Raw genomic sequence first — 23928 nt, 5'->3', positions numbered from 1 at the left:
CAAAAACATTTTCAGGCTGCCTGAAACGCCAATTTCGCCAATTCAAATTCATTAGGCGTATTAAAATGACAAAATTTTGCCCATTCTCTTGGTAAATCAATGGATTGATGTGGCTGCGATTTCACAAACCATTGAACACGCTTATTATTTTGTTCTAACGCATTTTTCAGGCTGCCTGCAACTTCAACAGACCAATGCGCCAATAATGGCAAAAATTGCCCATCATCATTCAATAATGTAATACCTTGTTTAAAAACAGAATTATCTTGAACAGATTGAAATAATGAAATCAGTTGTTCAGGCAGCAATAAAGTATCACATGACAAGACATAAATTCCTGAAAGTCCTTGTTTTTTTGCCAATTCCAACGCGGGTAAAATCGCTGATAACGCGCCCTGCTTTCCAGGCAATTGGTCGGGCAAATAATGTGCGCCATCTGTATTCGGAAAACGCGTGTTGTCCGCCGCCAACCAAACAGGGCGATTTGACAAAGCGTTGGTGACTTGTCGCGCAATCAGCGTTTGACCGCCAAACATCAAAAGCGGTTTAGGGCTGCCCATACGCGAACTGCGTCCACCACAGAGAATAAGTACTGGATTGTTATTATTCATCATTTATTTTCAGGCTGCCTGAAAACGCGGACAAGCCATCCACGCTTCCAAATTACGCCTTATCCCACATATTAAACACGCGCGTAAAACCGCAACTTTCAATGCGTGGGTCTAATTGTTTTTGAATGATTTTTTCCCAAGCCGTGCGACATGCCCCCGTTGAACCTGGTAAACAGAAAATCAGTGTTTGATTGGCAATGCCCGCAATTGCACGCGATTGGATTGTAGACATACCAATTTCTTCAAATGAAACTGCACGAAACATTTCGCCAAAACCATCAATTTTCTTATCAAACAACAATTCTACTGCGTCAGGCGTTACATCGCGCGGAAACATACCCGTTCCACCTGTAATTAAAATCACGTCAATTTCAGGATGCGCAATCGCTACCGACACTTTGGCACGAATACCGTACAACTCATCACGAACCAAATCACGTGAATGCAAAACGTGTTCAGCAGCCTCAATCGCGTCCGCCAAATAATTGCCGCTACCGTCTTCTTTGGCGGTTCGGGTATCGGTTACCGTTAAAATATGCACATTCAACGGACGAAATGCAGGTGCAGGTTTTTTGAATGGATTGTCTTTATCTGGAATTTGATTATTGGACATTGTGTTAGCCCCCTGTCATGGATAAGTTTCTGATTAAACCGACTTTTTTGTCGTGCAAATAATGATGTTCGGGTTTTTCGCGAATGGTTTCGTGTAAAAATTGGCTTAATCCTGCGCGGTCATTATTGCGCAAAAAATCACGCACATCATACGCTATTCCACCAAATAAACATAGGTGCATTTTCCCTTGTGAAGTAATGCGCAAACGATTACACGAATGGCAAAAATCCTTGCTGTATGGCGCAATGAAACCCATTCCGCCTGCAAAATCACGATGATAATATTCACGGGCGGGTCCTGAATGTTCATCACGTGGTTTGAGTTGCCAACCTTGTGAAATTAGGGTTTGTTCAATTTTGCTGGTAGAAATATGCTGTTGATTAAAAAAATGAAAATTATCACCCGTTTGCATCAATTCAATAAATCGCAAAGTAACGGGACGCGTTTTCACAAATTCAATCGCATCAGGCAAAGTTTGTTCAATATGTTCTTTCAACAATAATGTATTGATTTTAATATTATTAAACCCATCTGCCAAAATCTGTTCCAAATCATTCAAAATGTGATGACATTCGTTTTTACCTGTGATTTTGTGGAACGTTTCGGGCTGAAAACTGTCAATACTCACATTTAATTTGTCCAAACCTGCGACGCGGTATTGCGGAAATAATTTACCTAATTTGAATGCGTTAGTCGTGAGTGCGATGTGTTGAATTTCGGGATTGGCACGACACGCTGCGATGATATCGGGCAAATCGGCGCGTAAAGTCGGTTCGCCGCCTGTCAAACGAATTTTGCGCGTGCCGTTTTGTGCGAATACCGCCACCAACGTTTCAATTTCAGGCAGCGTGAGTTCATCGGGTTTGGCTTTGCCTTGATAGCCGTTGGGCAAACAATAATTGCAACGGTAATTGCATAAATCCGTGATAGATAAGCGCAAATAGCTTAATCGGCGGTTGAATGGGTCGGTTAAATTCATGATGTGTTCTCGTGTGTTTCAGGCAGCCTGAAAATTTAATCGTGCGTTTTATTATACAAATCTTGTCCGTACAACTGAATGCACCAAAAGCAGCCCAAACAACCCAAAAGAATAATGAATTTCTAATACCAAATAACTAATGATATTATATCGTGATAAAAGATAGCGTATAATTCCTCTCAATCTCAAATAAAAAAATAATTGATTATGTTGATTTTATTATTTAAATTCATTTCTCGCATACCATTGCCCATATTGCATTTTTGGGGCAATATTTTAGGTTATGTTATGTATTACGCCGTACCACGAGAACGCAATAAAATTGCTGAAAATTTACAAATTGCGCAATTACCTCATGATAAAAAATCCGTATTACACGTTTGTCAAGAAACCATCAAAGGTGGTTTAGAGTTGCCTGTGGCGTTTTTCAGGCAGCCTGAAGAGATTTCTGCATTATTTCATGAAGTTTATGGTTGGGAGCATATTCAAGCTGCTTTATCGCAAAATCAAGGTTTATTATTGCTGACACCACATTTGGGGAGCTACGATTTGGCTGGACGTTATTTGAGTGAACGGCTGCCATTTCCACTTACCGCCATGTATAAACCGCCTCAAATCAAAGCATTTAATGAAATCATGCAATTAGGGCGCGTACGTGGCAAAGGCAAAACCGCCCCAACCAATTTGCAAGGCGTCAAACAAATCATCAAAGCCCTACGCGCTGGCGAAGCCACAATTGTGCTACCCGACCACGTCCCCGACCCTGCCGAAGGCGATGGCGTGTGGGCGCATTTTTTCGGTAAACCCGCACTAACCATGACATTAGCGAGCAAATTAGCGCAAATTAATCATGTACGTACATTGTTTTTTGTGGGCGAACGGCTGACAAATGGACGTGGATTTGCGTTGCACATTGCCCCGCTTTCAGGCAGCCTGAATGGCAACAAACAACATGATGCACAAATCATCAATAACAATATAGAACAATGGATTAGGCGTTTTCCTGAACAATATTTGTTTGCGTACAATCGTTTCAAAAACCCGACTGGTGTTCCGCCAACCGTTGAATAAACAAAAAGAGTGAATATCGTTTAGGAGAATATTCACTCTTGATGTTTTTTGGGTTCTAGGCAGCCTGAAATTTTACCTCATCAAGGTTGCCCAATTGTTTCCGCAATTTCTTTTTTCAACATCTCAATCAACTCGTTTACGCTGACACTGCCCAAATTCTCTGCTTTTTTGCGAATGGAAACTTGACCGTTTGCCATTTCCTTGTCGCCGACCGTTAATTGATACGGATAACGCATGGTGCTGTTGTCGCGAATTTTGTAGCCAATTTTTTCGTTGCGCGTATCCAAATCCACGCGGAAACCAGCTGCCTGCAATTTCGCTTGCACTTCTGCTGCGTAAGCCGCTTGACCTTCGGAAATATTCATCACCACCATTTGTACAGGTGCGAGCCACAACGGGAACGAACCCGCGTGTTCTTCAATCAAAATGCCGATAAAGCGTTCCAACGAACCCAAAATCGCACGGTGCAACATCACAGGACGAGCTTTGTTGTTGTCTTCGGTAACGTATTCCGCGTCCAAGCGTTCAGGCAGCACAAAATCTAATTGAATTGTGCCACATTGCCAAGAGCGTCCCAATGCGTCTTTGATGTGATACTCTACTTTCGGGCCATAAAATGCGCCTTCGCCAGGTAATTCTTCCCATTCCACACCGCAAGCGGTCAAAGCATCGCGCAAACCTTGTTCGGCTTTATCCCAAATTTCATCGCTGCCTGCACGTTTTTCGGGGCGTAACGATAATTTAATGCTCACGTTTTCAAAACCAAACTGTTGATAAATTTTCATCACCAGCAAATTAAATTTACGTGTTTCTTCAGCGATTTGGTCTTCGGTACAGAAAATATGCGCGTCATCTTGCACAAAACCACGCACACGCATCAAACCATGCAGCGCACCGCTTGGCTCATTGCGGTGGCACGAACCAAATTCCGCCAAACGCATCGGCAAATCACGGTACGAACGCAACGCGTGATTAAAAATTTGAACGTGTCCGGGACAATTCATGGGTTTAACGGCATAATCGCGTTTTTCCGATGAAGTCAAAAACATATTGTCTTTATAGTTCGCCCAATGCCCTGATTTTTCCCAAAAAGTTTTGTCCATCACTTGTGGCGTTTTCACTTCTTGATAACCCGCCGCTGTCAATTCGTGGCGCATATGTTGCTCAATGACTTGCCACAATGCCCAACCGCGTGGATGCCAAAACACCATACCAGGCGCTTCGTCTTGCAAATGGAATAAATCCAATTGCTTACCTAATTTGCGATGGTCGCGTTTTTCTGCTTCTTCAATGCGCGTGATGTAGGCTTTGAGCTCGTCTTTGTTTGCCCAAGCTGTGCCGTAAATACGTTGTAATTGCTCGTTATTGCTGTCGCCGCGCCAGTATGCGCCCGACATTTTGGTTAATTTAAAATGTTTCAAGAAACGTGTATTGGGGACGTGTGGACCGCGACACATATCCACGTATTCTTGATGAAAATACATGCCCATTTCGGTGATGTCGTCCGCCATATCATCAATCAGACGCAATTTGTATTCTTCGCCACGATTTTTAAAAATTTCAATCACTTCAGCACGCGGCGTCATTTTTTTAATCACGTCATAATCTTGATTAATCAACTGCTTCATGCGCTCTTCAATCGCTGCCATGTCTTCGGGTGTGAATGGTTTTTCGGTGGCGATGTCGTAGTAGAAACCTTCGTCAATCACTGGCCCAATAACCATTTTTGCATTGGGAAACAACTGTTTCACAGCGTGCCCAACCAAATGCGCACACGAATGGCGGATAATTTCCACGCCGTCTTGGTCTTTGGGTGTGATGATTTGTACGGTGGCGTCTTCGGTAATCGGGTCGCACGCATCGCGCAACACGCCGTTGACTTTGCCTGCCACAGTCACTTTGGCAAGACCTGCGCCAATAGATTGCGCAATTTGCATCACAGTAGTGGGCGACTCATATTGGCGCACACTGCCGTCTGGTAGGGTAATATTTAACATATTAATTCCTTGATTTATAAAAATAATATTATTTAAGTAATAATCAGGCAGCCTGAAACCGTTTCAGGCTGCCTGAACATTTTTCTTGGACGAAATTATAATGAAAACAAAGGGGCTTTACAAGAAAACACGCTTTTCAGGCTGCCTGAAAATCAAATTACGCGTAAAATACTCACTTTACTTTTTCAGGCTGCCTGAAAGTTGATTATGATGTCTCCGAACAACGAAAAACCGATTGGCGTTTTTGATTCGGGTGTGGGCGGTTTAACCGTGGTCCGCGCTTTGATGGAACGCTTGCCCAATGAAAACATTGTCTATTTTGGTGATACTGCGCGTGTACCCTATGGCGTAAAATCGCGTAACACAATTGAAGAATTTACCGCACAAATTGTTGAATTTTTATTGCAAAATGAAGTCAAAGCCCTTGTGATTGCATGCAATACCATTGCTGCCGTTGCCTACAAACGTGTACAACAAATGGTGGGCAATATGCCCATAATCAGCGTCATTGAAGCAGGCGCACAAGCCGCACTTGCCACCACGCGCAACAACCATATTGGCGTGATTGCCACCAGTACCACAGTAAACAGCAACGCCTACGCTCGCGCCATTCACGCACAAAACCCCGATACTCGGATTTTGTCGCAAGCTAGCCCTATTCTCGTGCCATTGGTCGAAGAAGGTTGGCTCGATCACGAAGTAACGCGCCTAACCGTACGCGAATATTTGAAGCCCATTTTGGCAGAAGATGTGGACACACTGGTGCTGGGTTGCACCCACTATCCATTACTTAAACCATTGATTAAAAAAGAAGCCAATACATTAGAATTGGTGGATTCTTCCATCACAACCGCCGAAGCCACCGCACAAGCTTTGTTGGATGCCCATTTGCTCAACACCAGCCAACAAATGCCCGATTACCGCTTTTATGTATCTGATATTCCATTGCGATTTCAGACGATTGGCGAACGATTTTTGGGACGCAGTTTAGAACAAATTGAGATGATGCGGTTGGGTTGATTTTTTCAGGCAGCCTGAAATATTTTTTGAAAGCAAAAACATGAAAAACATTGTCATTTTAATTTCAGGGCGTGGCAGCAATATGCAAGCCATTGTTAACACAGCTATTCCTAATGCTAAAGTTGTCGCTGTTTTGTCCAATAACCCAAATGCCGCAGGTTTGGCATGGGCCGCAGAACATGGTATCGCTACTGCCGCCTTGAATCACAAAGATTTCGCCAACCGCATGGATTTTGACCGCGCCATGATGCAATTAATTGATGAGTACGCCCCTGATTTGGTGGTTTTGGCAGGCTTTATGCGGATTTTGACCCCCGAATTTTGTGCGCATTACGAAAATCGCTGCATCAATATTCACCCATCTTTGTTACCATCGTTTACAGGTTTGCACACGCATCAACGAGCATTGGACGAAGGTTGTCGTATTTCAGGCTGCACCATTCATTTTGTAACTGAAGTGCTTGATAATGGTGCGATTATTGCTCAAGGCGTTGTCCCGATTTTGGATAACGACACGGCGGACGACATCGCCACGCGCGTGCTAAAAGTGGAACATCAATTGTTGCCACAAGCAGTAGCAGATTTTATTTCAGGCAACCTGAAAATTGTCGGTAAACGTGTTATTAAATCCAATCAAGTTGATGATTCGGTAACATTATTGGCGTAAATATTCATGCCCAAACAATCAGGCAACCTGAAGAACAATTTTTCAGGCTGCCTGATTTGTTTAATCATATGAATTAAAATGGAATATCTTCATCAATATCTTCCACTGGCACAGTGGGTGCCACAGGCGCAGAACGTTTTTGTGGTGCTGAGGGAGGAGGCGCATCAGCAACTTCAGCTTTAGGAGCAGCGTATGAATGAGACGAATAAGCACCATCGTCCCAACCATCCGCATTATCGCTATGGCTGTTGTCATTTTTACTGCCTAACATTTTCATTTCATTGGCAACAATATCATAGGCGGTGCGCTCCATGCCTTGCTTGTCGGTGTATTTTCGTGATTGAATGCGCCCTTCAATGTAGACTTGACCGCCTTTTTTTAGGTATTGCCCCGCAATTTCGGCTAAACGCCCATACATGGAAATATTGTGCCATTCGGTACGCTCCACGCGATTACCGCTTTTTTTGTCATTCCAACTCTCGGACGTGGCAAGCGAAAAATTGCACACCGCTTCACCACTTGGCATATAACGAACTTCTGGGTCTCGCCCCAAACGCCCAATTAACATCACTTTATTCAATGACATATCATTTAAACTCCTGTTAAAATTTGTTTCACTTTATCTTCGTCAAAACCTTGTTGTAATGCTTTGATAAAAATATTGCGTTTATCTTCACTAAAGCTCACGGTTTGCACGCCTGCGACATTTTTCAGGCTACCTGAAAGCTCGTCTAAACGATTATGCCATTGTTCAGGCAATGCCAACACGATATTTTTCACGGGTAACGGTGCAGGTGCAGTCATCGCCAACACCAACCACACGCCAATTAACACACAGCAAAAACCAAAAACCCCCGAAAATCCAGCCACCGCGTACATTCTGGCACCAATCATGCCTCCTGAAAACACCCCAATTGATTGCAGCGTATTGTACACACCCATCGCCGTACCTTTTAAATCAGGTGGCGCAATCTTGGAAACCAAAGATGGCATACTCGCTTCCAAAATATTAAAACCAATAAAATACACAATCAACGCCACACCAATCGCCCAAATAGAATGCAAGCTGAAAATCAACCCAAATTGTGCCAATAAAATCAATAAAATCCCTAAAACAAATACGGGTTTCAATTTATGACGCGTTTCGCCAATAATAATCGCTGGAACCATCAAAACTAAACCAATCACCGTAGCTGGCAAATAAATTTTCCAATGCTCGGTTTTGTCCCAACCCAAATTGCGTAACGCAAATGGCAACGCGGTAAAAATCGCCATCAAACCGGCTTGCAGGGTAAAAATGCCAAAATTCAAGCGTAATAATTGACTGTTTCGCAACACTTCGCCCAAACGACTGGTTTGTGCTTGGGTATCTTGATGCAGATGAGATTGTTCAGGGTTGGGCGTGTAAAAAGCAACCAAAACAATACTGGCCACACTCAAAACCCCCATAATCATAAATAAACCATTCACACCAACCCAATTGGTCAAAATCGGCGACAACACCAAACCCACAGAAAATGTCAGACCAATACTCAATCCAATCATAGACATGGCACGTGTTCGGACTTCTTCGCGTGTCAAATCAGCCAGTAACGCGGTTACCGCCGCACTCACCGCGCCCGCTCCTTGAATCGCTCGCGCCAACACCAGCATTTCTACCGAATGCGCTGTCGCCGCCAAAAAACTCCCCCCAGCAAATACCGCCATACCCATGTAAATCACTTTTTTGCGCCCGATTTTATCCGATAAAATCCCCAATGGCAGTTGCAAAATGGCTTGAGTCAAACCATACATCGCCATGGCTAAACCCACCATTTTAAGTTGTTCGGATTCAGGTAAATGCGCTGCCAAACCGTGTGCGTGCAATGCCAAAACAGGCAGCACCAAAAACATGCCCAGCATCCGCAACGCGTACACCCCAGCCAACGAAGTGCTAGCACGCCACTCATGCGACAACATTTGAATTTTGTTCTTTTTTACCATAATTTTTTGATAACCACCCTATTTCAGGCTGCCTGAAAAATAAAAACGAGCAATTATAAATTAAACGCATCAGCTTATGGTAAATGTTTGTGTAAAGCACAATCGAATAATTGGAATTGATGAAAACAAATTTACATTTATTTGCAAAATCTGTATATTTGTCAATCTACCGTATGATGTGGTTTTCAGGCTGCCTGAAAATTCACAAAACATATTTAAGAATAACATTTTTGTAGGTTAATAAAATATGAGTAATAACACAAATAAATCAGCATTTATTGCCACAGGCTTGATGCTGTTTGCACTGTTTTTTGGTGCAGGCAATTTGATTTTCCCAGCCAGCATGGGACAACAAGCAGGTAACCATATTTGGGAAACCATGTTGGGCTTTTTGATTACGGGTGCTGGTTTACCGTTACTGGGGGTAATTGCGGTGGGTTATTCCAATTCACGCGATTTGCAGCAATTGGCCTCACGCGTAACACCTTGGTATGGTGTGATATTTACGGTGGCATTGTATTTGGCGATTGGTCCATTGTTTGCGACACCGCGCACGGCGACTGTGTCATTTGAAATTGGCGTATTACCATTTTTGGGCGATGATGCGTCTGCCACCGTTAAAGATACCGCCTTACGTGTATTTTGTTTATTTTTCTTTGCATGTTCTTATTGGTTGTCTATTTCTCCTGGAAAATTGGTGGACAGAATTGGCAAAATTTTAACGCCCATTTTGTTGTTAAGCATCGCGATTTTGGTGTTGACTGCAGCCATCAAACCCATGGGCGAACCAGCTGCGCCAACCGATGCCTACCAAACTGGCGCATTTGCCAAAGGCTTAATTGAAGGATATGGCACAATGGACGCGTTGGCATCATTGGTGTTTGCGATTATCGTGATTGATGCGGTACGCGCAATGGGCATTACAGATTCGCGCCAAGTTTTAAGTTTGACCACTCGCGCAGGCTTGGTGGCGGCAGGCTGTTTAGCGGTAGTGTATGTATTTATTGGCTACATGGGTGCAACCAGCGTGGCTGGGATTGGCGTACAAGAAACAGGAGCCGCGGTTTTATCCCAAAGTGCGGGGCATTATTTCGGACATTTTGGTAAAATTTTATTGGCAGTGATTGTATTTTTGGCGTGCTTATCCACGGCAGTGGGTTTGATTACATCTTGCGCAGAATATTTTGACCGTTTATTACCCAATCGTTTAACTTATGGTAAATGGGTATTGATGTTTACGCTGGTGTCGTTTGGTTTTGCCAACTTTGGCTTGAGTGCGATTATTAAATTTTCTGTACCAGTATTGATGTTGTTATATCCATTAACGGTGGCGATTATTGCATTGGCATTTTTAGACAATTTGTTTGGTGGCAAACGTATTGTTTATATTTGCACCATTTTGGGTACGCTACCCATTGCCATTTTAGACGGCTGGAAAACCGCACACAGTATGCTCGATGGCGCAAAAGATGGCTTAGTGATGCAAATTGATTCAACTTTGAAAACGATTTTACCGTTTTACTCATCTGGTTTAGGTTGGTTATTGCCTGCGGTCGTGGGCTTTGTGGTGGGCTTTGCATTGAGTAAAACCATGAAAACAGAATCCAAATAATCAATCATCTCAGAACCTGTATTCATAACCAACGTGAAATGGATTTTTGTCTCAGTTGGTGCGAATGTAAGGCAAATTTTATACCAATCAGGTAGCCTGAAAACACGCAACAAATATGGTTTTCAGGCTGCCTTTTTTCGGTGAACTAAAACAAATATGAAAAATTGTCAAGCCCTATCGCACAAAATACCACACATTAATCCGCCCAAACTTGAGAAAAAAGTAGCTTTTGATTATGATAGCGGACATTCTCAAATTTCTGTTTTAATCATCAAGAAAGTAAATCTCATGTCTCCACATCACACCAAATTGCTTGCTATTAGCGTTGCTGCGCTCTCATTAGGCGCGTGTGCTACCCAACAAACGCCCGCCCCTGTTGTATCGGGGCTAGACAACAGCAGCTACAACACCCCAGCAACCGACACCACAACCACAACTGATACTACAGCTATCGCAACAAGTAATCCTTCAACTAATCCTTATGGTGCAACACCTTACGATCCAAATACTACAACCACTACAACCACCACAGCAGAAACACCAGTCGCCACCACCAACACAACCACACAACCGCATACTTATGTTGGCAATTACTCACCCGTAGATGTCAATGCCAACACACACGTTGTTCAATCAGGCGACACAGTCTATAACATCTCCAAACGCTACGGCATCAGCCAAGAAAATTTACGCGCTTGGAATAATATTAGCGAAGACAACACCGTACATTTAGGACAAACTTTGCGCGTGAAACCCATCAGCAGCACAACCACCACAACCGTAACCGCCTCTCCTGCGGTAACAGCACCTGCCAGCACCCCTGTAATTGCCAGTAGCAGCCAAGAAGTCGCAGGCATCACTTGGCAATCGCCTACCAAAGGCAAAATCAGCAAACCATTTGGTCAAGGTACTGAAAAAAATCAGAAAAACAGTATTTATTTATCAGGCTCACGCGGACAAGCAGTGGTTGCAGCAGCCAATGGTCAAGTGGTATATAGCGGTAAGAGTTTGAAAGATTATGGCAATTTGGTCATCATTCAGCACAATTCAAAATATTTAACCGCCTACGGTAGCAATGAAGCCCCATTGTTGGTGCGTGAAGGTCAGCAAGTTAAACGTGGACAACAAATTGCTACCATGGGCGACAGCGATAAATTTGGTACACTCAAACTGCATTTTGAGATTCGCGAAAACGGCACACCCGTTAATCCAAGCAATTTCATTAAATTTCAATATTAATCAACATGATTCAAAAACCTAATTTAACTTTCAGGCTGCCTGAAAGTTAAATTAGGTTAATTTATAACGACTGCAAAACACATTGCGTACACCATAAAATTTTAACCAATCCGCCGAAACGGTGGCAAACACGCCAACATTTGTTGACCATATCTTTGTGTTTTCAGGCGATTGTCCAAAATAGTAACGCGCCCATAATCGTTTTCAGTGCGAATCAGTCGCCCCACCGCTTGCACCAATTTGATGCTCGCTTCAGGCACAGTAATCTCAATAAACGGCTTGCCGCCGCGTTTTTCAATCCAACGACTTTGCGTTTTCTCAATTGGATTATCAGGCATGGAAAATGGTAACTTCACAATAATCACGTGAACACACGCTTCATGTGGTAAATCCAAACCTTCCGCAAAACTGTCTAATCCAAAAATAATGCTGGGTTTTCCATTTTTTAGAGCTTGATAATGCTGCTCCAATAATTTAGATTTGGATTGTTCGCCCTGAATTAAAACATAGGGCAACAAATTTTCAGGCAGCCTGAAAGCCACATCATTCATTTGTTTACGAGATGTAAACAACACCAACGTCCCAACCGCCGCCTTGTCATCAATCAATTTGGGCAACCACTGCACCACTTCATCGGTGTGGGCAACGGAATCTTTCGGGCTAGCAGACAAAGGCGGTAAATACAATTCGCCTTGTTGCACGAAATCAAATGGGCTGTTTAACGCCAATGTGGTGGTTTCAGGCAACCAAATCAAACCCGTTTGTTGCAACAACAAATTAAAACTCCCCAAACTTTGCAAAGTCGCTGAAGTCAACACCACACCAGCAGCACGCCGCCACAAACCATTTGCCAACATTTTTGCGCTGCTAATCGGACTGGCATGGAACATATAATCCAATCGTTTATCCTCAAATTGGCGACTAATCCATTTGGCAAGTGGTGGTTCTTTTTCGTCTTTGATGACGGTTGCCATCAATTCCCACACGTCCAAAATCTGTTCGGCGTGTGCTATAAAAATACCAAATTCACTGATTAACGCATCAATTTCTGGTTGATTTTGTTCTTTGTCGCGTTTGGCATGACCAAGCGCATCATTTAACTCATTCAAATGTTTGAGTAAAGTTTGTGCCACAATGTAAGTGTTGTGTGTAAGTGTTTGCAGAGGTTCGGGAATTTGTCCATCTTCCCATAACCAAATGGCTTCGTGTTCGGCAGTATCATTTTGGTTAAATTCGGGGGCGATTTGCAAATGAAATTGCCATTCATTGAAATATTCTAACAGTTCACTGGCGGCATCATCAGCGGCATTGGCTAAATTGATTTTGTCGCTAAGTCTGGCAATTTTTTGTGTGATGTCGGGCAATTTTTCCAACGCCCAAATCGCGTGTAGCCACGAATGTTCCGCAGCGAATTGGTTCAGTGCTTTTTTGGGCAAATGATGTGCTTCATCAATGCAATAGAAGCTGTTTTCTGGCGCAGGCAAAATCACGCCACCGCCCATATTAATATCCGATAACAACAAATCATGATTGCAGACCACCACATCAACCGATTCTAACGCATCACGCGCCAAAAAAAACGGACATTCGGGGCGATTTGGGCAACCGTTTTTCAGGCAGCCGTGTCTATCATTGGTCACTTTTTGCCACAATGAATCGTCAATTTTTTCAACCCAAGTATCGCGGTCGCCGTTGAATTGGCGGTTAGCGAATTGTTTTGCCATGTTAGACAAAATATCCAAATCATGCGGACGTGGTTTGTTTTCCCATAATATGGGGGATTCTATGCCCAATAGGGTTTGCTGCGCGTGATTTTGAGTCAATTGATATAATTTATACGGACACAAATAGCGACCGCGCCCTTTTGCCAATGCAAAACTCAATTCCAAGCCACTTTTTTCCACCACAAAAGGCAAATCGCGCCCAACCAATTGTTCTTGCAAAGCGACTGTTGCACTGGAAACAATCAAGCGTTTGCCGCGTGTTTGTGCCATAATGCCACCAGCGAGCAGATACGCCAAACTTTTACCGACACCTGTTGGGCCTTCAATCACAACGATGCTTTCTCCTTGACGCTCTGGCGGGGTATCGCTGTTGTCTTCGCGAGTCAGGGTTCGTGAAAATGCGTTGGCAATGGCGGCGAGCATTTCGCGTTGCGCGTGGCGTGGGCGAAAATGAGGAAGGTTTTTAGAAATCGTGCGATAGTGGTCGCGAATGGCATTTTTTTCTAAATCAGTAAGCATTTCAGGCAGCCTGAAAAATAAAATTACCCTATTTTAACAAAACTACGAACCTAACGAATCGATATCAGGTAGCCTAAAACAAAATTTTCAATCATTTACTCAAGCACAGGAATGAACATGATAAAAATCAATCAAATTCAAGTATCAAATAATCAACCATTTGTTTTATTTGGTGGAATTAATGTACTGGAAGATTTAGACAGCACATTGCACGCGGCGGAACATTATGTGCGCGTAACCGAAAAATTAGGCATTCCCTACGTTTTCAAAGCATCGTTTGATAAAGCCAACCGTTCATCGGTACATTCTTATCGTGGCGTGGGTTTGGACGCAGGTTTGGAGATTTTCGCCAAAGTCAAACAAACTTTTGGTTGTCCCGTGATAACCGATGTTCACGAACCTCATCAATGTGCGCCAGTAGCGGAAGTGGTGGACGTGCTGCAATTACCTGCATTTTTGGCGCGACAAACCGATTTAGTCAGTGCGATGGCAGCAACTGGGCGCGTGATTAACGTAAAAAAGCCACAATTTCTCAGTCCTAGCCAAATGAAAAATATTGTGGAAAAATTCGCCGAAGCAGGCAATCAACAAGTTATTTTATGCGAACGCGGTTCACAATTTGGTTATGATAATTTAGTAGTGGATATGTTGGGATTTGGCGTGATGAAACAAACTTGCGACAACGCGCCCATTATTTTTGACGTAACCCATTCGCTGCAACAACGCGAAAGCGGTTCAGCCGCATCGGGTGGTCGCCGAGCGCAAGTTTTGGATTTGGCTTTAGCAGGTATGGCAACGCGTTTGGCAGGTTTGTTTTTGGAAAGCCACGCCAACCCCAATCAAGCTAAATGTGATGGTGCAAGTGCATTACCCTTGAATTTGTTGGAAGAATTTTTGATTCGCGTAAAAACGGTTGATGAGACCGTCAAGTCATTCCCTACCATTCAAATTGATTAATTGTGGGATTGTATAGTCGTTTAGAATACAAATACGACTGCGTTGTCCGCTTGCTGATGTACGAGATGTAAACGACGACTGTGGTCGCTTTGTTCTATTTTTATTTTAGAACCTGTGTTCATAAGATTGATAACTTGATTTTATTGACAATTTCTGCGCATACAGGGTGGCTTTTTAAGCCAAAGCAGTAGGCGCATGAAATGGCGGTAAAGCAAGCTATTAAAATTATGAAAACAGGTTCTTAATAATGTTTCAGCTTTTTGAGATTTGTTTTGCAAAGGTTTCAGGCAGCCTTAAAATCTTTCGCAACTGGATGTCGCCTTAACTTTACAACGCTGTGCATTGCCTGATTCATCAATGGTTAAAAAATATTTTTTTCCTTGTTTTCTTGGTGTAATTTTAAATGTAAAACCCACAGGCGCACCACCATTTTGAGCGCCAAATGGTGTTGGTGTGAATGTGTACAATAACGTGCTTTTTGCTGAAATTTGTGAAGTCATCGTATTTAATTCTTTATTAAAACCTACGGCAGTCTGAAATTCACGTGGACGCGCCAAACGATTGGCTTCAAAATTTTGTCGTGCGGCTAAAGCGGCTTGTTTTGCGTCTGTCAATTCGCCTTTTTCAATGTAATCACTGTATGAAGGAATGGCGATAGCAGCCAAAATACCCAAAATAGCAACAGCTACCATCATTTCAACCAGCGTAAAACCTTTGGATTGTAGTGCTAAATTTTGTTTCAGTTTCATAATAAATCCTGTTTGATTAAATACTGTTTGCTTCTACATAGCTTTGTAACGTTACGGTTGTATTGGGGTTTTCGCCTTTAGCGCGAGCCGTTACTCGGAAATAACGTCCCAATGCGCCAGTTGAATTATCATTGCGTTCACCCAAAAACTCAATAATATACCGAACCGTACCTGATTTTTGGTCGCCACTATCATTTAGTGGATAACTGGTTGCGCCATTATTATCAAAAACAGACTTACCACTGAATGTACGTTTCCAAGCCACAACCGTACTTTTTGTACCGCTGATTTTATAACGTGAAGTACTTGGATCGCTTTCCCAATGCACTTCTTCTACGGGCGCACAGTTGCCTGTATTACAATCGTATCTAAATAATTTATCAATATCTTTATTATCTTCACTGGTCATTTGACGAATAGTGTCTTCTGCATTACGCAAACCCGTTTCTGCCAAAGACATGGCAAATTTTCGGTCAGCTTCATTGGTACTTACACGCATTTCTGTACTGGCAGATTGACTGGCAACCACAACCAATAATGCAATCACCAGCATAATAATCATCACCATAAACAACGAAAAACCTTGTTGTTGATTCTTGGATTTCATCATAATTTAAGCTCCAAATAATTTAAATAGGGGTACGATTACCACAAGTATTGCCACCACGCACAGTTGCATTAATCACATAATCTGCTGTACCAGCCGTACCATCAGTATTGGCATCATAATTTAAGCGGATTTGTACAATAGCAGGCAATTGTTTTTTGTCTGCACCCGTTGCCATATTTTTGGTAAATGAGAATTTCTCCGCAGGACCACTGGCTGTACTAACGCTTTGCAATGGGCAATCATCGGCGTAACCAAAACCCACATCCATACTGTTAATACCATTAGACACCACTTGTGGTGCCCCCCAATTACCATTAGGTTGCGTATCCAATCGCATCAATTGTTTGGTGTTTTTGTTTAAAATATAGGCGGCTGCATAAAGTTGTGTAACGGTTAATTCACCAATATCGGCATCACGGAATGTTGTATCCAAATTTAATGGAATGGTATCACCATTAATAGCACTCGGTAATTTCAGCCCATGCGCTTCACGGCAACTACTAATCACAATATTGCCTTGTTGTGCTAAAGTCTGACGCAGTGGGTCAATTTCTTTATTAACATTTTGCGCCAATTTAATACTCGTTAAAATATTATTATCCACATTAGATAATTTTCCAGCAGTAGTTGTTACTTCGGTTACACCAGTATCAGTTAAACCATAAATAAATACCAAACCTTCATAGCTTCCCCCACTTAATGGCAACACCGCTTTTTTTATGCCATAATTGCCATCGGCAGTATCATCCAACACCAATGGCGCAGCAATGCCGTTAAAGATTGGTGCTTTTCTACCCGATAAAGTGCTGCTGGTATTGTAACAACCAAATGACCCCGCCATACGCGCATCACGACTAATTTGGGCAGTAGCATTACGCAAATTTTGTTGGATATTTAATCGCTTTTGTGCAGTATCACCTAATTTGCGCGTCATAAAATAGGTGCTGCCTGCTGCCATAATCACAATCATGGCAAGTATGCTAGCAACCAAAAATTCAATAATGGTAAAACCTTTTACTGATTTACCGAATTTAGATGAATTCATCATTTTTCCTTAGTGGTTCAAAACCTTACCATATTATGATGGTTCAGGTGAATAATATATTTGGTCAAAAATCATATGTTGCCAAACGTTCTTTCAAGCTGCCTTTTTCAGGCTGCCTGAAAAAATAAGCCTATTTCATTCAAATTATTGCGGTACGTCCATACGATATGAATACACAGGTGGCGTAGATTTTTGATTTTCTGATTGAATGGTCCACATGACTTTAATCACAGTTTTGTCATTAGACGTATTACTTGGGCGACAGTTGCCACTTATGGTCGTACCATTCATGGTTGGCTCAGCAGGATTGCTATTATCTAAACAAATAACGTATTGCACGTTGCTGGCATTGGGAATTTGATTCAAACTATAGTTGAATAAATTCAATTGTTGTTTTGCCAATGCAGCTTTACTGATATCCGACACGCTACTTGTGGCAGACCAACTGCTACCCCAAGATGGGTTAGGTAACGTCATGGTTGGATTGGGTGTAATAGACTGGGTTGTCAGATAATCTGGATAACGGCGTACAACGGCTTTACTTCCTATCTGTACAACTTCTGGATTAATTTGCATACCATCGGCTAAATTCTCGGCAGCTTGAGCGACAATACTGCGATTTTCTGCTTCACTGATGGCTGCCACCGAACGAATTTGCGCCGCCATCAAACCCAACACGCCAAAAGCAAGCAAAAATACCGAAACCATCACCTCAACCAGCGTGCTACCTTGCATTGTATGTTGATTTAACGAGATATTATTTGAATTTTTCATCATAAAATTTCCAAAATAGGTTTAAGTGCTAGGTAAACTACAAACGGATTGTTGCTCATAATAATTAGGTGATTTATTGGACGTTACAGGGTGTGTGGTGGTATCACGACACACTTGCACCATACCCATTGGGTTAATCGCCACAATACGTCCTCGCAAATTACGATCTGCTGAATATTTAGTATTTTCATATATTTGTATTGCTACATATTGATTGCTCAATTGCAAATTTGCCAAACTCGCGGCCGGCTTAGTACCGAATGCACCATTTGGCATAAAAATAAATTCATAAGGCTTCCTTGTTGATGCGCTAACACGACCAGAAACATTGGTGGCATAAGTAACAATATTGGTTGTATTTTTAATATTTTCGCCACCATTGATGGCAATGGTTCGCAATTCAGTATCTTTTTTTTCATCGTATATGCCATCACGATCCACATCTACAAAAGCGCGCATACCACTTTGAAATTGGCTCGCATCACAAGTACCTGTGGCGCGTCCATCGTTGCGAATTTTCATACCACAAATTACCACAGGCTGATTCAAACGTACCGCTTCCCCCCTAGCAAAACGAAACAAATTAGCCACTTGCTCCGAACGGTTAGCAATACGTGAACTGGCAATAAAATCACTCATATTGGGAAAAGCAAGTGCCGCCATAATCCCAATGATGGCAATCGTTACCATCAATTCAATCAGCGTGAAGCCTGACATACGTTTATTCATTAAAGTTCCTTCCCATGTTCAAGCCCATCAACCCAAAACCAATAATTGCAGCCTGAAAAATGATTTATCAATTTAAATAAGATTTTACCAAGTTTACAGGCTATTTGGTAAGTATTAAATTTAAAAGCATTAATCTTCGTTACCCATATTTTCAGGAATATAGGCAGCATTTTCAAATTTGGTAAACTGACCCAAGAATGTTAAAAACACCCTGCCTGTTGGGCCATTACGATGTTTACCAATAATGCACTCCGCTAACCCTTTGTATTGACTAGATTCTTTTGTGTAATACTCATCGCGAAACATGAACATAATCAAATCCGCATCTTGCTCAATCGCACCCGATTCACGCAAATCGGACATCATTGGGCGCTTGTCGGTACGATGTTCCACTGTGCGTGATAATTGCGACAGTGCAATCACAGGAACTTGCAATTCTTTGGCTAACGACTTCAATGACCGAGAAATTTCACCCAACTCTGCTGCACGATTATCAGTACGTCCTGAACCTGCCATCAATTGCAAATAATCAATCACAATCAAGCCCAATTTGCCATTAAATCGCCGCGCCAATCGCCGCGAACGCGCCCGAATTTCTAACGCCGTTAAACCAGCCGTTTCATCAATAAATATTGGCGCATCTGCCAATCTTGCGACCGCTTCATTGAGTCTATCCCAATGTTCATCTTGTAATTTTCCGTTTTTGAGAATACTTTGATCCACGCGCCCAACCGAGCTAATCATACGCATTACCAGTTGTGCCGCGCCCATTTCCATAGAAAAAATGGCAACAGGCTGCTTGCTACTCAATGCCACGTCTTCGGCAATGTTCACCGCAAACGCGGTTTTCCCCATAGACGGCCGCCCAGCCACAATCACCAAATCACCCGCTTGCAAACCCGATGTGATGTGATCCAAATCCACAAAACCAGTGGATACTCCTGTGACATCTTCAGCATTATCTCGTTGATACAGCAAATCAATTTTTTCTATATTTTGTTTCAACAATTCGGGCATTTCCAAAAAGCCTTGTTTGGATTTCGCGGTGCTTTCTGCAATTTGGAAAACTTGATTTTCGGCTTCATCTAGTAATTGCTCAGCGGTTTTGCCTTGTGGATTATAAGCATTTCTAGCAATTTGTGTTCCAACTTCAGCAAGCTGGCGAATAATGGAGCGTTCACGCACAATCTCTGCATAACGGCGAATATTGGCAGCCGATGGCGTATTTTGTACCAGCGTAACTAAATAGCTAAATCCGCCTACTTGTTCCAATTTATCATTTTGCGCCAATTGCTCTTGCACTGTAACCACATCAGCAGGGCGATTTTCATTAATTAAAATAGCAATGGCGCGAAAAATCAGCCGATGTTCATGGCGATAAAAATCGTCATCGCTCACCACATCGGCAATTCTATCCCACGCACTGTTTTCCAAAATCAAACCACCGATTACGGATTGCTCTGCTTCTAGCGAATGCGGTGGCGTGGATAAGGCGCGGATTTCTGGGTCATCTTGGTAATCTGTCATCATCATATGCTTTGGGAAAAAAGTAACAATTTTCGGCACTTTATCTTTTCAGGCTGCCTGAAGATATGCTGCAAGGCTGCCTGAATCAATCATTTTCAATTATTTTAAGAACCTGTATTCATAGCCAACGTGAAATGGATTTTTGTCCCAGTTGGTGCGAATGTAAGGCGAACTTTATGTCAATAGCGTTACTATTGGCATGAAATTCAACGCAGCAGGCATGCCAAATGAGGCAAAAAGACATCTCGATTGGCTGTGAATACAGGTTCTAATTTCGTCCAGTGCTGCCAAACCCACCTATGCCACGTTCGCTGGTTGCGAATTCATCCACCACTTCAAAGGTAGCCTGAACCACAGGAACAATGACCATTTGTGCAATTCTATCAAATGGTTGAATCTCAAAATCAGCATCACTGCGATTCCACAATGATACCATCAACTCGCCCTGATAATCCGAGTCAATCAACCCAACCAAATTTCCTAATACAATTCCATGTTTATGCCCCAAACCCGAACGTGGTAACAGCATCGCCGCCAAATTGGGATTATCCAAATAAATGGCAATGCCTGTAGGAATTAGGGTACTCTGCCCTGCTTTGAGTGTGATTTTACTGTCCACACAAGCACGTAAATCCAGCCCAGCCGAGCCAGTTGTGGCATAAGTAGGCAAATAATTTTGCATGATTGGGTTGATGATTTTCAGTTGTACATGATTCATATTATTCTTTCAATTGGATAAATTTTTCTCGCGCCACATTGCATAATCGCGTAATGGTGGCACCGGTGGGTTTAAACAATGCGGGCAAATTGCGGTACTTTCTTCATCTTCATCATAAAATTCATCGGCAATGTGGTTGGCATTGGGGTCAAAACGGCTTTGCTGCACAACAGCTTGCGCCAACGCTTGCACATAAATAGGATTATCAAATTGAAATTTTTCAACAATTTCATTCAATAATGCCATTTCCACAGCTGAAAAAGATGACGAAAATCTTACCATCAAATCCCGATAATGAGCATCGCAAATTTTTTGATTCAATAAAATAATATTTAACATAAATTTTCCATATGATTTTTTTCAGGTTATCTAAAAAATAAACAGGTTGAACCATTCATTCAACCTGTTTATTTTAGAACCTGTGTTCGTAAGATTGATAACTTGATTTTATTGACAATTCTTGCGAATACCAAGCGACTTTTTAAACCAACGCAATAGGCACATGAAATGGCGATAAAAGCAAGCCATTAAGATTATGAACACAGGTTCTTAATTTAATCATCATTTTTTGGCATATTTATTTGCATAATTACCATATGAATAATAATTTTTCTCTGTGCGCTGAATACCATTTAACACCACGCCATCAATTTTCACATGATTTACCGAAAAACGTGCCGCACAAGTCGCCAATTCACGTGAGTCGGTTTTACCAAACTGCGTAACCAATAACGTTGTACCCACATACTGCCCTATTACCGCCGCATCGGTAACTGCCAACACAGGTGGTGTATCCAAGATAATGTGGTCGTAATGCTTTTCTGCCCATTTAAGAAATACAGACAACTTATTGTTTAACAATAATTCTGATGGATTTTTAGGCACATCTGTTCCCAAGCTTACAAAATCCAAACCTTCAACCATCGTGGTTTGAATATAGTTATCATATGGATTATTTTTGTTTAATTTATCATTTTGCAAAATATTGGACAAGCCTTGTTTTTTTTCAGGCAGCTGCATCAAATAATGCAAATAACCCTTACGCATATCACCATCAATTAACAAAATCTTACGCCCAGCTTGTGCCATTAACACCGCCAAATTCGCGGAAATAAATGATTTTCCAACTTCTGGTGCTGCCCCGGAAATCATAACCACTTTATTTTTAGCATCTAATGAACGGAAATGCAATGTGGTACGCAAAGCACGCAATGCTTCTATTGTTGGATCGGTTGGGTCTTTGATTGCCAACAAACTATTAGAGCGGATATCTTTATTTTTATTATTTTTTCGGAAAAATTTATCGCGCTTATTTTGCAAATCGGACAAAGGCACGCTACTCAATACTTCCAAACCCATGGCTTCAATTTCATCTTCAGAAGAAATACCTTGTTTCATCAAAGATTGAATCAAATAATAGCCACAAGACAAAAATAAACCCACCATCATCGCCAACAACACAATAATTTTCTTCTTCGGTTTGATTGGCTCTTCTGCCGTGATGGCTTGATCAATCAAACGCACATTACCCTGTGAGCTAGCGCGAAGAATATTCAATTCTTGCTGTTTATTCAGTAATTGCACATAAATCGCTTGGTTAATATCCACATCACGCGTCAAACGAATGATTTCTTGTTGCGTTTCAGGCATACGCGAAATTTGTTTATTCAAGCGTTCTTTGGCTTGTTGTAACACCTTCAGTTTATCTTCTAATGCTTTATAAGCTGGGTGTTCATGTGTATAAACACCTGATAAAACAGACTCTTCTGTGCGCAAATCCACAATTTGCATTTCAATTTTATTCAGACTTTCCAATGTACTTTTGGCTTCCGCAGGCACGTCCAATGAACCACTTCTGGCACGATAAGCATTCAATTTATTTTCCGCATCTTCCAACACACTAGATAAACGCGGTAATTCAGAATTGATGAAATCCAAACCACTACGCGCCGTTTGTACTTCTTTTTCACGGTTTTGCACCATATAATTTTCAATGATTTTCGCCAATGTGGTCTGAATCTGCAAAGGTTCAGTGCCCGTCAAACTCAAACTCAAAATAGGTACATTTTTGCCTTTTGCTGCCACCGACAGATTTTTGCGAAGATGCTCAATAGTGGATAATTGTGTGAATTTGGTTAGGGTAAATTTCTGACCGACTGGCGCAGTGATTTTTTTTACCAACAAACGCGTCTCCGCATTGATTTGCAACGGCTGCCCAATCACACCAGCAAACGTTTTCTCTTCAGGTGTTTTAATTCTAAATTGCTGATTCCCCTGATAAGTTAACTCAAACTCCCTATTTAACCACAACGCATCAACCGTAAATGATTCCACATTGATTTCAGGCTGCACATCTGTTTTATCGCCCAATACTTTATTAAAAAAAGAAATTTCAGGCTTGGCAACCAAATCCAAACCCAAATCACTAACTGATTTGCCCAGCACCAAACGCGATTTAATCAACTCAATTTCGGTATCCGTAGGGGCTTGCGGTGTACCACCTAACAAATCGCCCAATTCACCTAAAATTTGGTTTTTAGTGCCTGTAACTTCAACCATTGCATCAGCTTGATACACAGGTGTTGAACCTAGTGCAACCAGTACGCCAACTAGCGTACAAAGCACAGTAACAATAATAATTTTCCATTTATGAAACCATAACGTACCGAATAATTGCGTTAAATCAATTTCGTCATCGTCAATGGTTTGATGATTTTGTTGTGATGAATGAGTTTGAACCATGGTTTATCTATTTGAATTCAATAAAATTTAAAAATAATAATT

General features: G+C 41.9%; 22 protein-coding genes. 6 read left to right on the top strand and 16 right to left on the bottom strand.

Annotation, left to right across the window (positions count from 1 at the left end; translation table 11 throughout):
- Positions 1-11: 11 nt before the first annotated feature.
- Genes mobA through moaA form a run of 3 tightly spaced genes read right to left on the bottom strand, consistent with a single transcriptional unit; the run spans position 12 to position 2203 of the window.
- Positions 12-614 carry a molybdenum cofactor guanylyltransferase gene (gene mobA / locus BWP33_RS06940; protein ID WP_224451208.1) on the bottom strand — a complete coding sequence of 201 codons (603 nt, stop codon included), beginning with the start codon at positions 612-614 and terminating at the stop codon, positions 12-14.
- Between the two features lie 49 nt (positions 615-663).
- Positions 664-1224: a molybdenum cofactor biosynthesis protein B gene (moaB, locus tag BWP33_RS06935; RefSeq protein WP_002642500.1), complete on the bottom strand. Its 561-nt coding sequence runs from the start codon at positions 1222-1224 to the stop codon at positions 664-666.
- Positions 1225-1228: 4 nt separating this feature from the next.
- Positions 1229-2203 carry a GTP 3',8-cyclase MoaA gene (gene moaA / locus BWP33_RS06930; RefSeq protein ID WP_002642501.1) on the bottom strand — a complete coding sequence of 325 codons (975 nt, stop codon included), beginning with the start codon at positions 2201-2203 and terminating at the stop codon, positions 1229-1231.
- Between the two features lie 207 nt (positions 2204-2410).
- On the opposite strand from moaA, the gene BWP33_RS06925 reads away from it, so the two are divergent.
- Positions 2411-3274, top strand: coding sequence for a lysophospholipid acyltransferase family protein (locus tag BWP33_RS06925; protein WP_002642502.1), 864 nt, complete (start codon positions 2411-2413; stop codon positions 3272-3274).
- Between the two features lie 80 nt (positions 3275-3354).
- Here the strand turns inward: BWP33_RS06925 and thrS are convergent, their stop codons facing one another.
- Positions 3355-5271, bottom strand: a complete 1917-nt coding sequence (thrS, locus tag BWP33_RS06920; protein WP_002642503.1) for a threonine--tRNA ligase — start codon at positions 5269-5271, stop codon at positions 3355-3357.
- 207 nt (positions 5272-5478) lie between these two features.
- Here thrS and murI point away from each other — a divergent pair, with 207 nt between their 5' ends.
- Both murI and purN read left to right on the top strand, forming a co-directional pair.
- Positions 5479-6291, top strand: coding sequence for a glutamate racemase (gene murI, locus BWP33_RS06915; RefSeq protein WP_002642504.1), 813 nt, complete (start codon positions 5479-5481; stop codon positions 6289-6291).
- A 40-nt stretch (positions 6292-6331) separates the two neighbouring features.
- Positions 6332-6958, top strand: coding sequence for a phosphoribosylglycinamide formyltransferase (gene purN, locus BWP33_RS06910; protein ID WP_002642505.1), 627 nt, complete (start codon positions 6332-6334; stop codon positions 6956-6958).
- 73 nt (positions 6959-7031) lie between these two features.
- On the opposite strand, the gene BWP33_RS06905 is transcribed toward purN, so the two are convergent.
- Both BWP33_RS06905 and BWP33_RS06900 read right to left on the bottom strand, forming a co-directional pair.
- A complete protein-coding gene (locus tag BWP33_RS06905) occupies positions 7032-7544 on the bottom strand; it encodes a single-stranded DNA-binding protein (protein WP_002642506.1) in 513 nt (170 codons plus the stop codon).
- A 5-nt stretch (positions 7545-7549) separates the two neighbouring features.
- Positions 7550-8941 carry an MFS transporter gene (locus tag BWP33_RS06900; RefSeq protein WP_040629215.1) on the bottom strand — a complete coding sequence of 464 codons (1392 nt, stop codon included), beginning with the start codon at positions 8939-8941 and terminating at the stop codon, positions 7550-7552.
- A gap of 247 nt (positions 8942-9188) precedes the next feature.
- Between BWP33_RS06900 and brnQ the strand changes: the two genes are divergently transcribed.
- Both brnQ and BWP33_RS06890 read left to right on the top strand, forming a co-directional pair.
- A complete protein-coding gene (brnQ, locus tag BWP33_RS06895) occupies positions 9189-10553 on the top strand; it encodes a branched-chain amino acid transport system II carrier protein (RefSeq protein ID WP_002642508.1) in 1365 nt (454 codons plus the stop codon).
- 288 nt (positions 10554-10841) lie between these two features.
- Positions 10842-11792 carry a peptidoglycan DD-metalloendopeptidase family protein gene (locus BWP33_RS06890; protein WP_040629242.1) on the top strand — a complete coding sequence of 317 codons (951 nt, stop codon included), beginning with the start codon at positions 10842-10844 and terminating at the stop codon, positions 11790-11792.
- Positions 11793-11893: 101 nt separating this feature from the next.
- On the opposite strand, the gene dinG is transcribed toward BWP33_RS06890, so the two are convergent.
- Positions 11894-14035: an ATP-dependent DNA helicase DinG gene (gene dinG / locus BWP33_RS06885; protein WP_002642510.1), complete on the bottom strand. Its 2142-nt coding sequence runs from the start codon at positions 14033-14035 to the stop codon at positions 11894-11896.
- A 117-nt stretch (positions 14036-14152) separates the two neighbouring features.
- Between dinG and kdsA the strand changes: the two genes are divergently transcribed.
- Entirely contained in the window at positions 14153-14992 is an 840-nt protein-coding gene (gene kdsA, locus BWP33_RS06880) for a 3-deoxy-8-phosphooctulonate synthase (protein ID WP_002642511.1), read from the top strand.
- Between the two features lie 293 nt (positions 14993-15285).
- Here the strand turns inward: kdsA and BWP33_RS13165 are convergent, their stop codons facing one another.
- The 9 genes from BWP33_RS13165 to BWP33_RS06835 form a co-directional block, all read right to left on the bottom strand.
- On the bottom strand, positions 15286-15741 hold the full coding sequence (locus BWP33_RS13165; protein ID WP_002642512.1) for a type IV pilin protein: 456 nt from the start codon (positions 15739-15741) through the stop codon (positions 15286-15288).
- Between the two features lie 16 nt (positions 15742-15757).
- Positions 15758-16351 carry a pilus assembly PilX family protein gene (locus tag BWP33_RS06870; protein WP_002642513.1) on the bottom strand — a complete coding sequence of 198 codons (594 nt, stop codon included), beginning with the start codon at positions 16349-16351 and terminating at the stop codon, positions 15758-15760.
- Positions 16352-16370: 19 nt separating this feature from the next.
- Entirely contained in the window at positions 16371-17399 is a 1029-nt protein-coding gene (locus tag BWP33_RS12985) for a PilW family protein (RefSeq protein WP_224451207.1), read from the bottom strand.
- A gap of 141 nt (positions 17400-17540) precedes the next feature.
- The gene (pilV, locus tag BWP33_RS06860) at positions 17541-18173 is read right to left on the bottom strand and encodes a type IV pilus modification protein PilV (RefSeq protein ID WP_002642515.1); all 633 of its coding nucleotides are present in this window, start codon (positions 18171-18173) and stop codon (positions 17541-17543) included.
- Between the two features lie 18 nt (positions 18174-18191).
- Entirely contained in the window at positions 18192-18899 is a 708-nt protein-coding gene (locus tag BWP33_RS06855) for a GspH/FimT family pseudopilin (protein ID WP_002642516.1), read from the bottom strand.
- A gap of 129 nt (positions 18900-19028) precedes the next feature.
- Positions 19029-20426, bottom strand: a complete 1398-nt coding sequence (gene dnaB / locus BWP33_RS06850) for a replicative DNA helicase (protein WP_040629219.1) — start codon at positions 20424-20426, stop codon at positions 19029-19031.
- A 268-nt stretch (positions 20427-20694) separates the two neighbouring features.
- Positions 20695-21144 (bottom strand): dUTP diphosphatase, encoded by a 450-nt coding sequence (gene dut, locus BWP33_RS06845; RefSeq protein WP_040629221.1) that lies wholly within the window; start codon positions 21142-21144, stop codon positions 20695-20697.
- A gap of 9 nt (positions 21145-21153) precedes the next feature.
- The gene (locus BWP33_RS06840) at positions 21154-21483 is read right to left on the bottom strand and encodes a hypothetical protein (RefSeq protein ID WP_002642519.1); all 330 of its coding nucleotides are present in this window, start codon (positions 21481-21483) and stop codon (positions 21154-21156) included.
- 222 nt (positions 21484-21705) lie between these two features.
- Positions 21706-23886 (bottom strand): polysaccharide biosynthesis tyrosine autokinase, encoded by a 2181-nt coding sequence (locus BWP33_RS06835; RefSeq protein ID WP_002642520.1) that lies wholly within the window; start codon positions 23884-23886, stop codon positions 21706-21708.
- Between the last annotated feature and the right edge of the window lie 42 nt (positions 23887-23928).

This window comes from Simonsiella muelleri ATCC 29453 (genome assembly GCF_002951835.1).
GTDB lineage: Bacteria > Pseudomonadota > Gammaproteobacteria > Burkholderiales > Neisseriaceae > Simonsiella > Simonsiella muelleri.
Note: the sequence above shows the minus strand (reverse complement) of the source record. Positions and strands in the feature narration are given on the sequence as shown.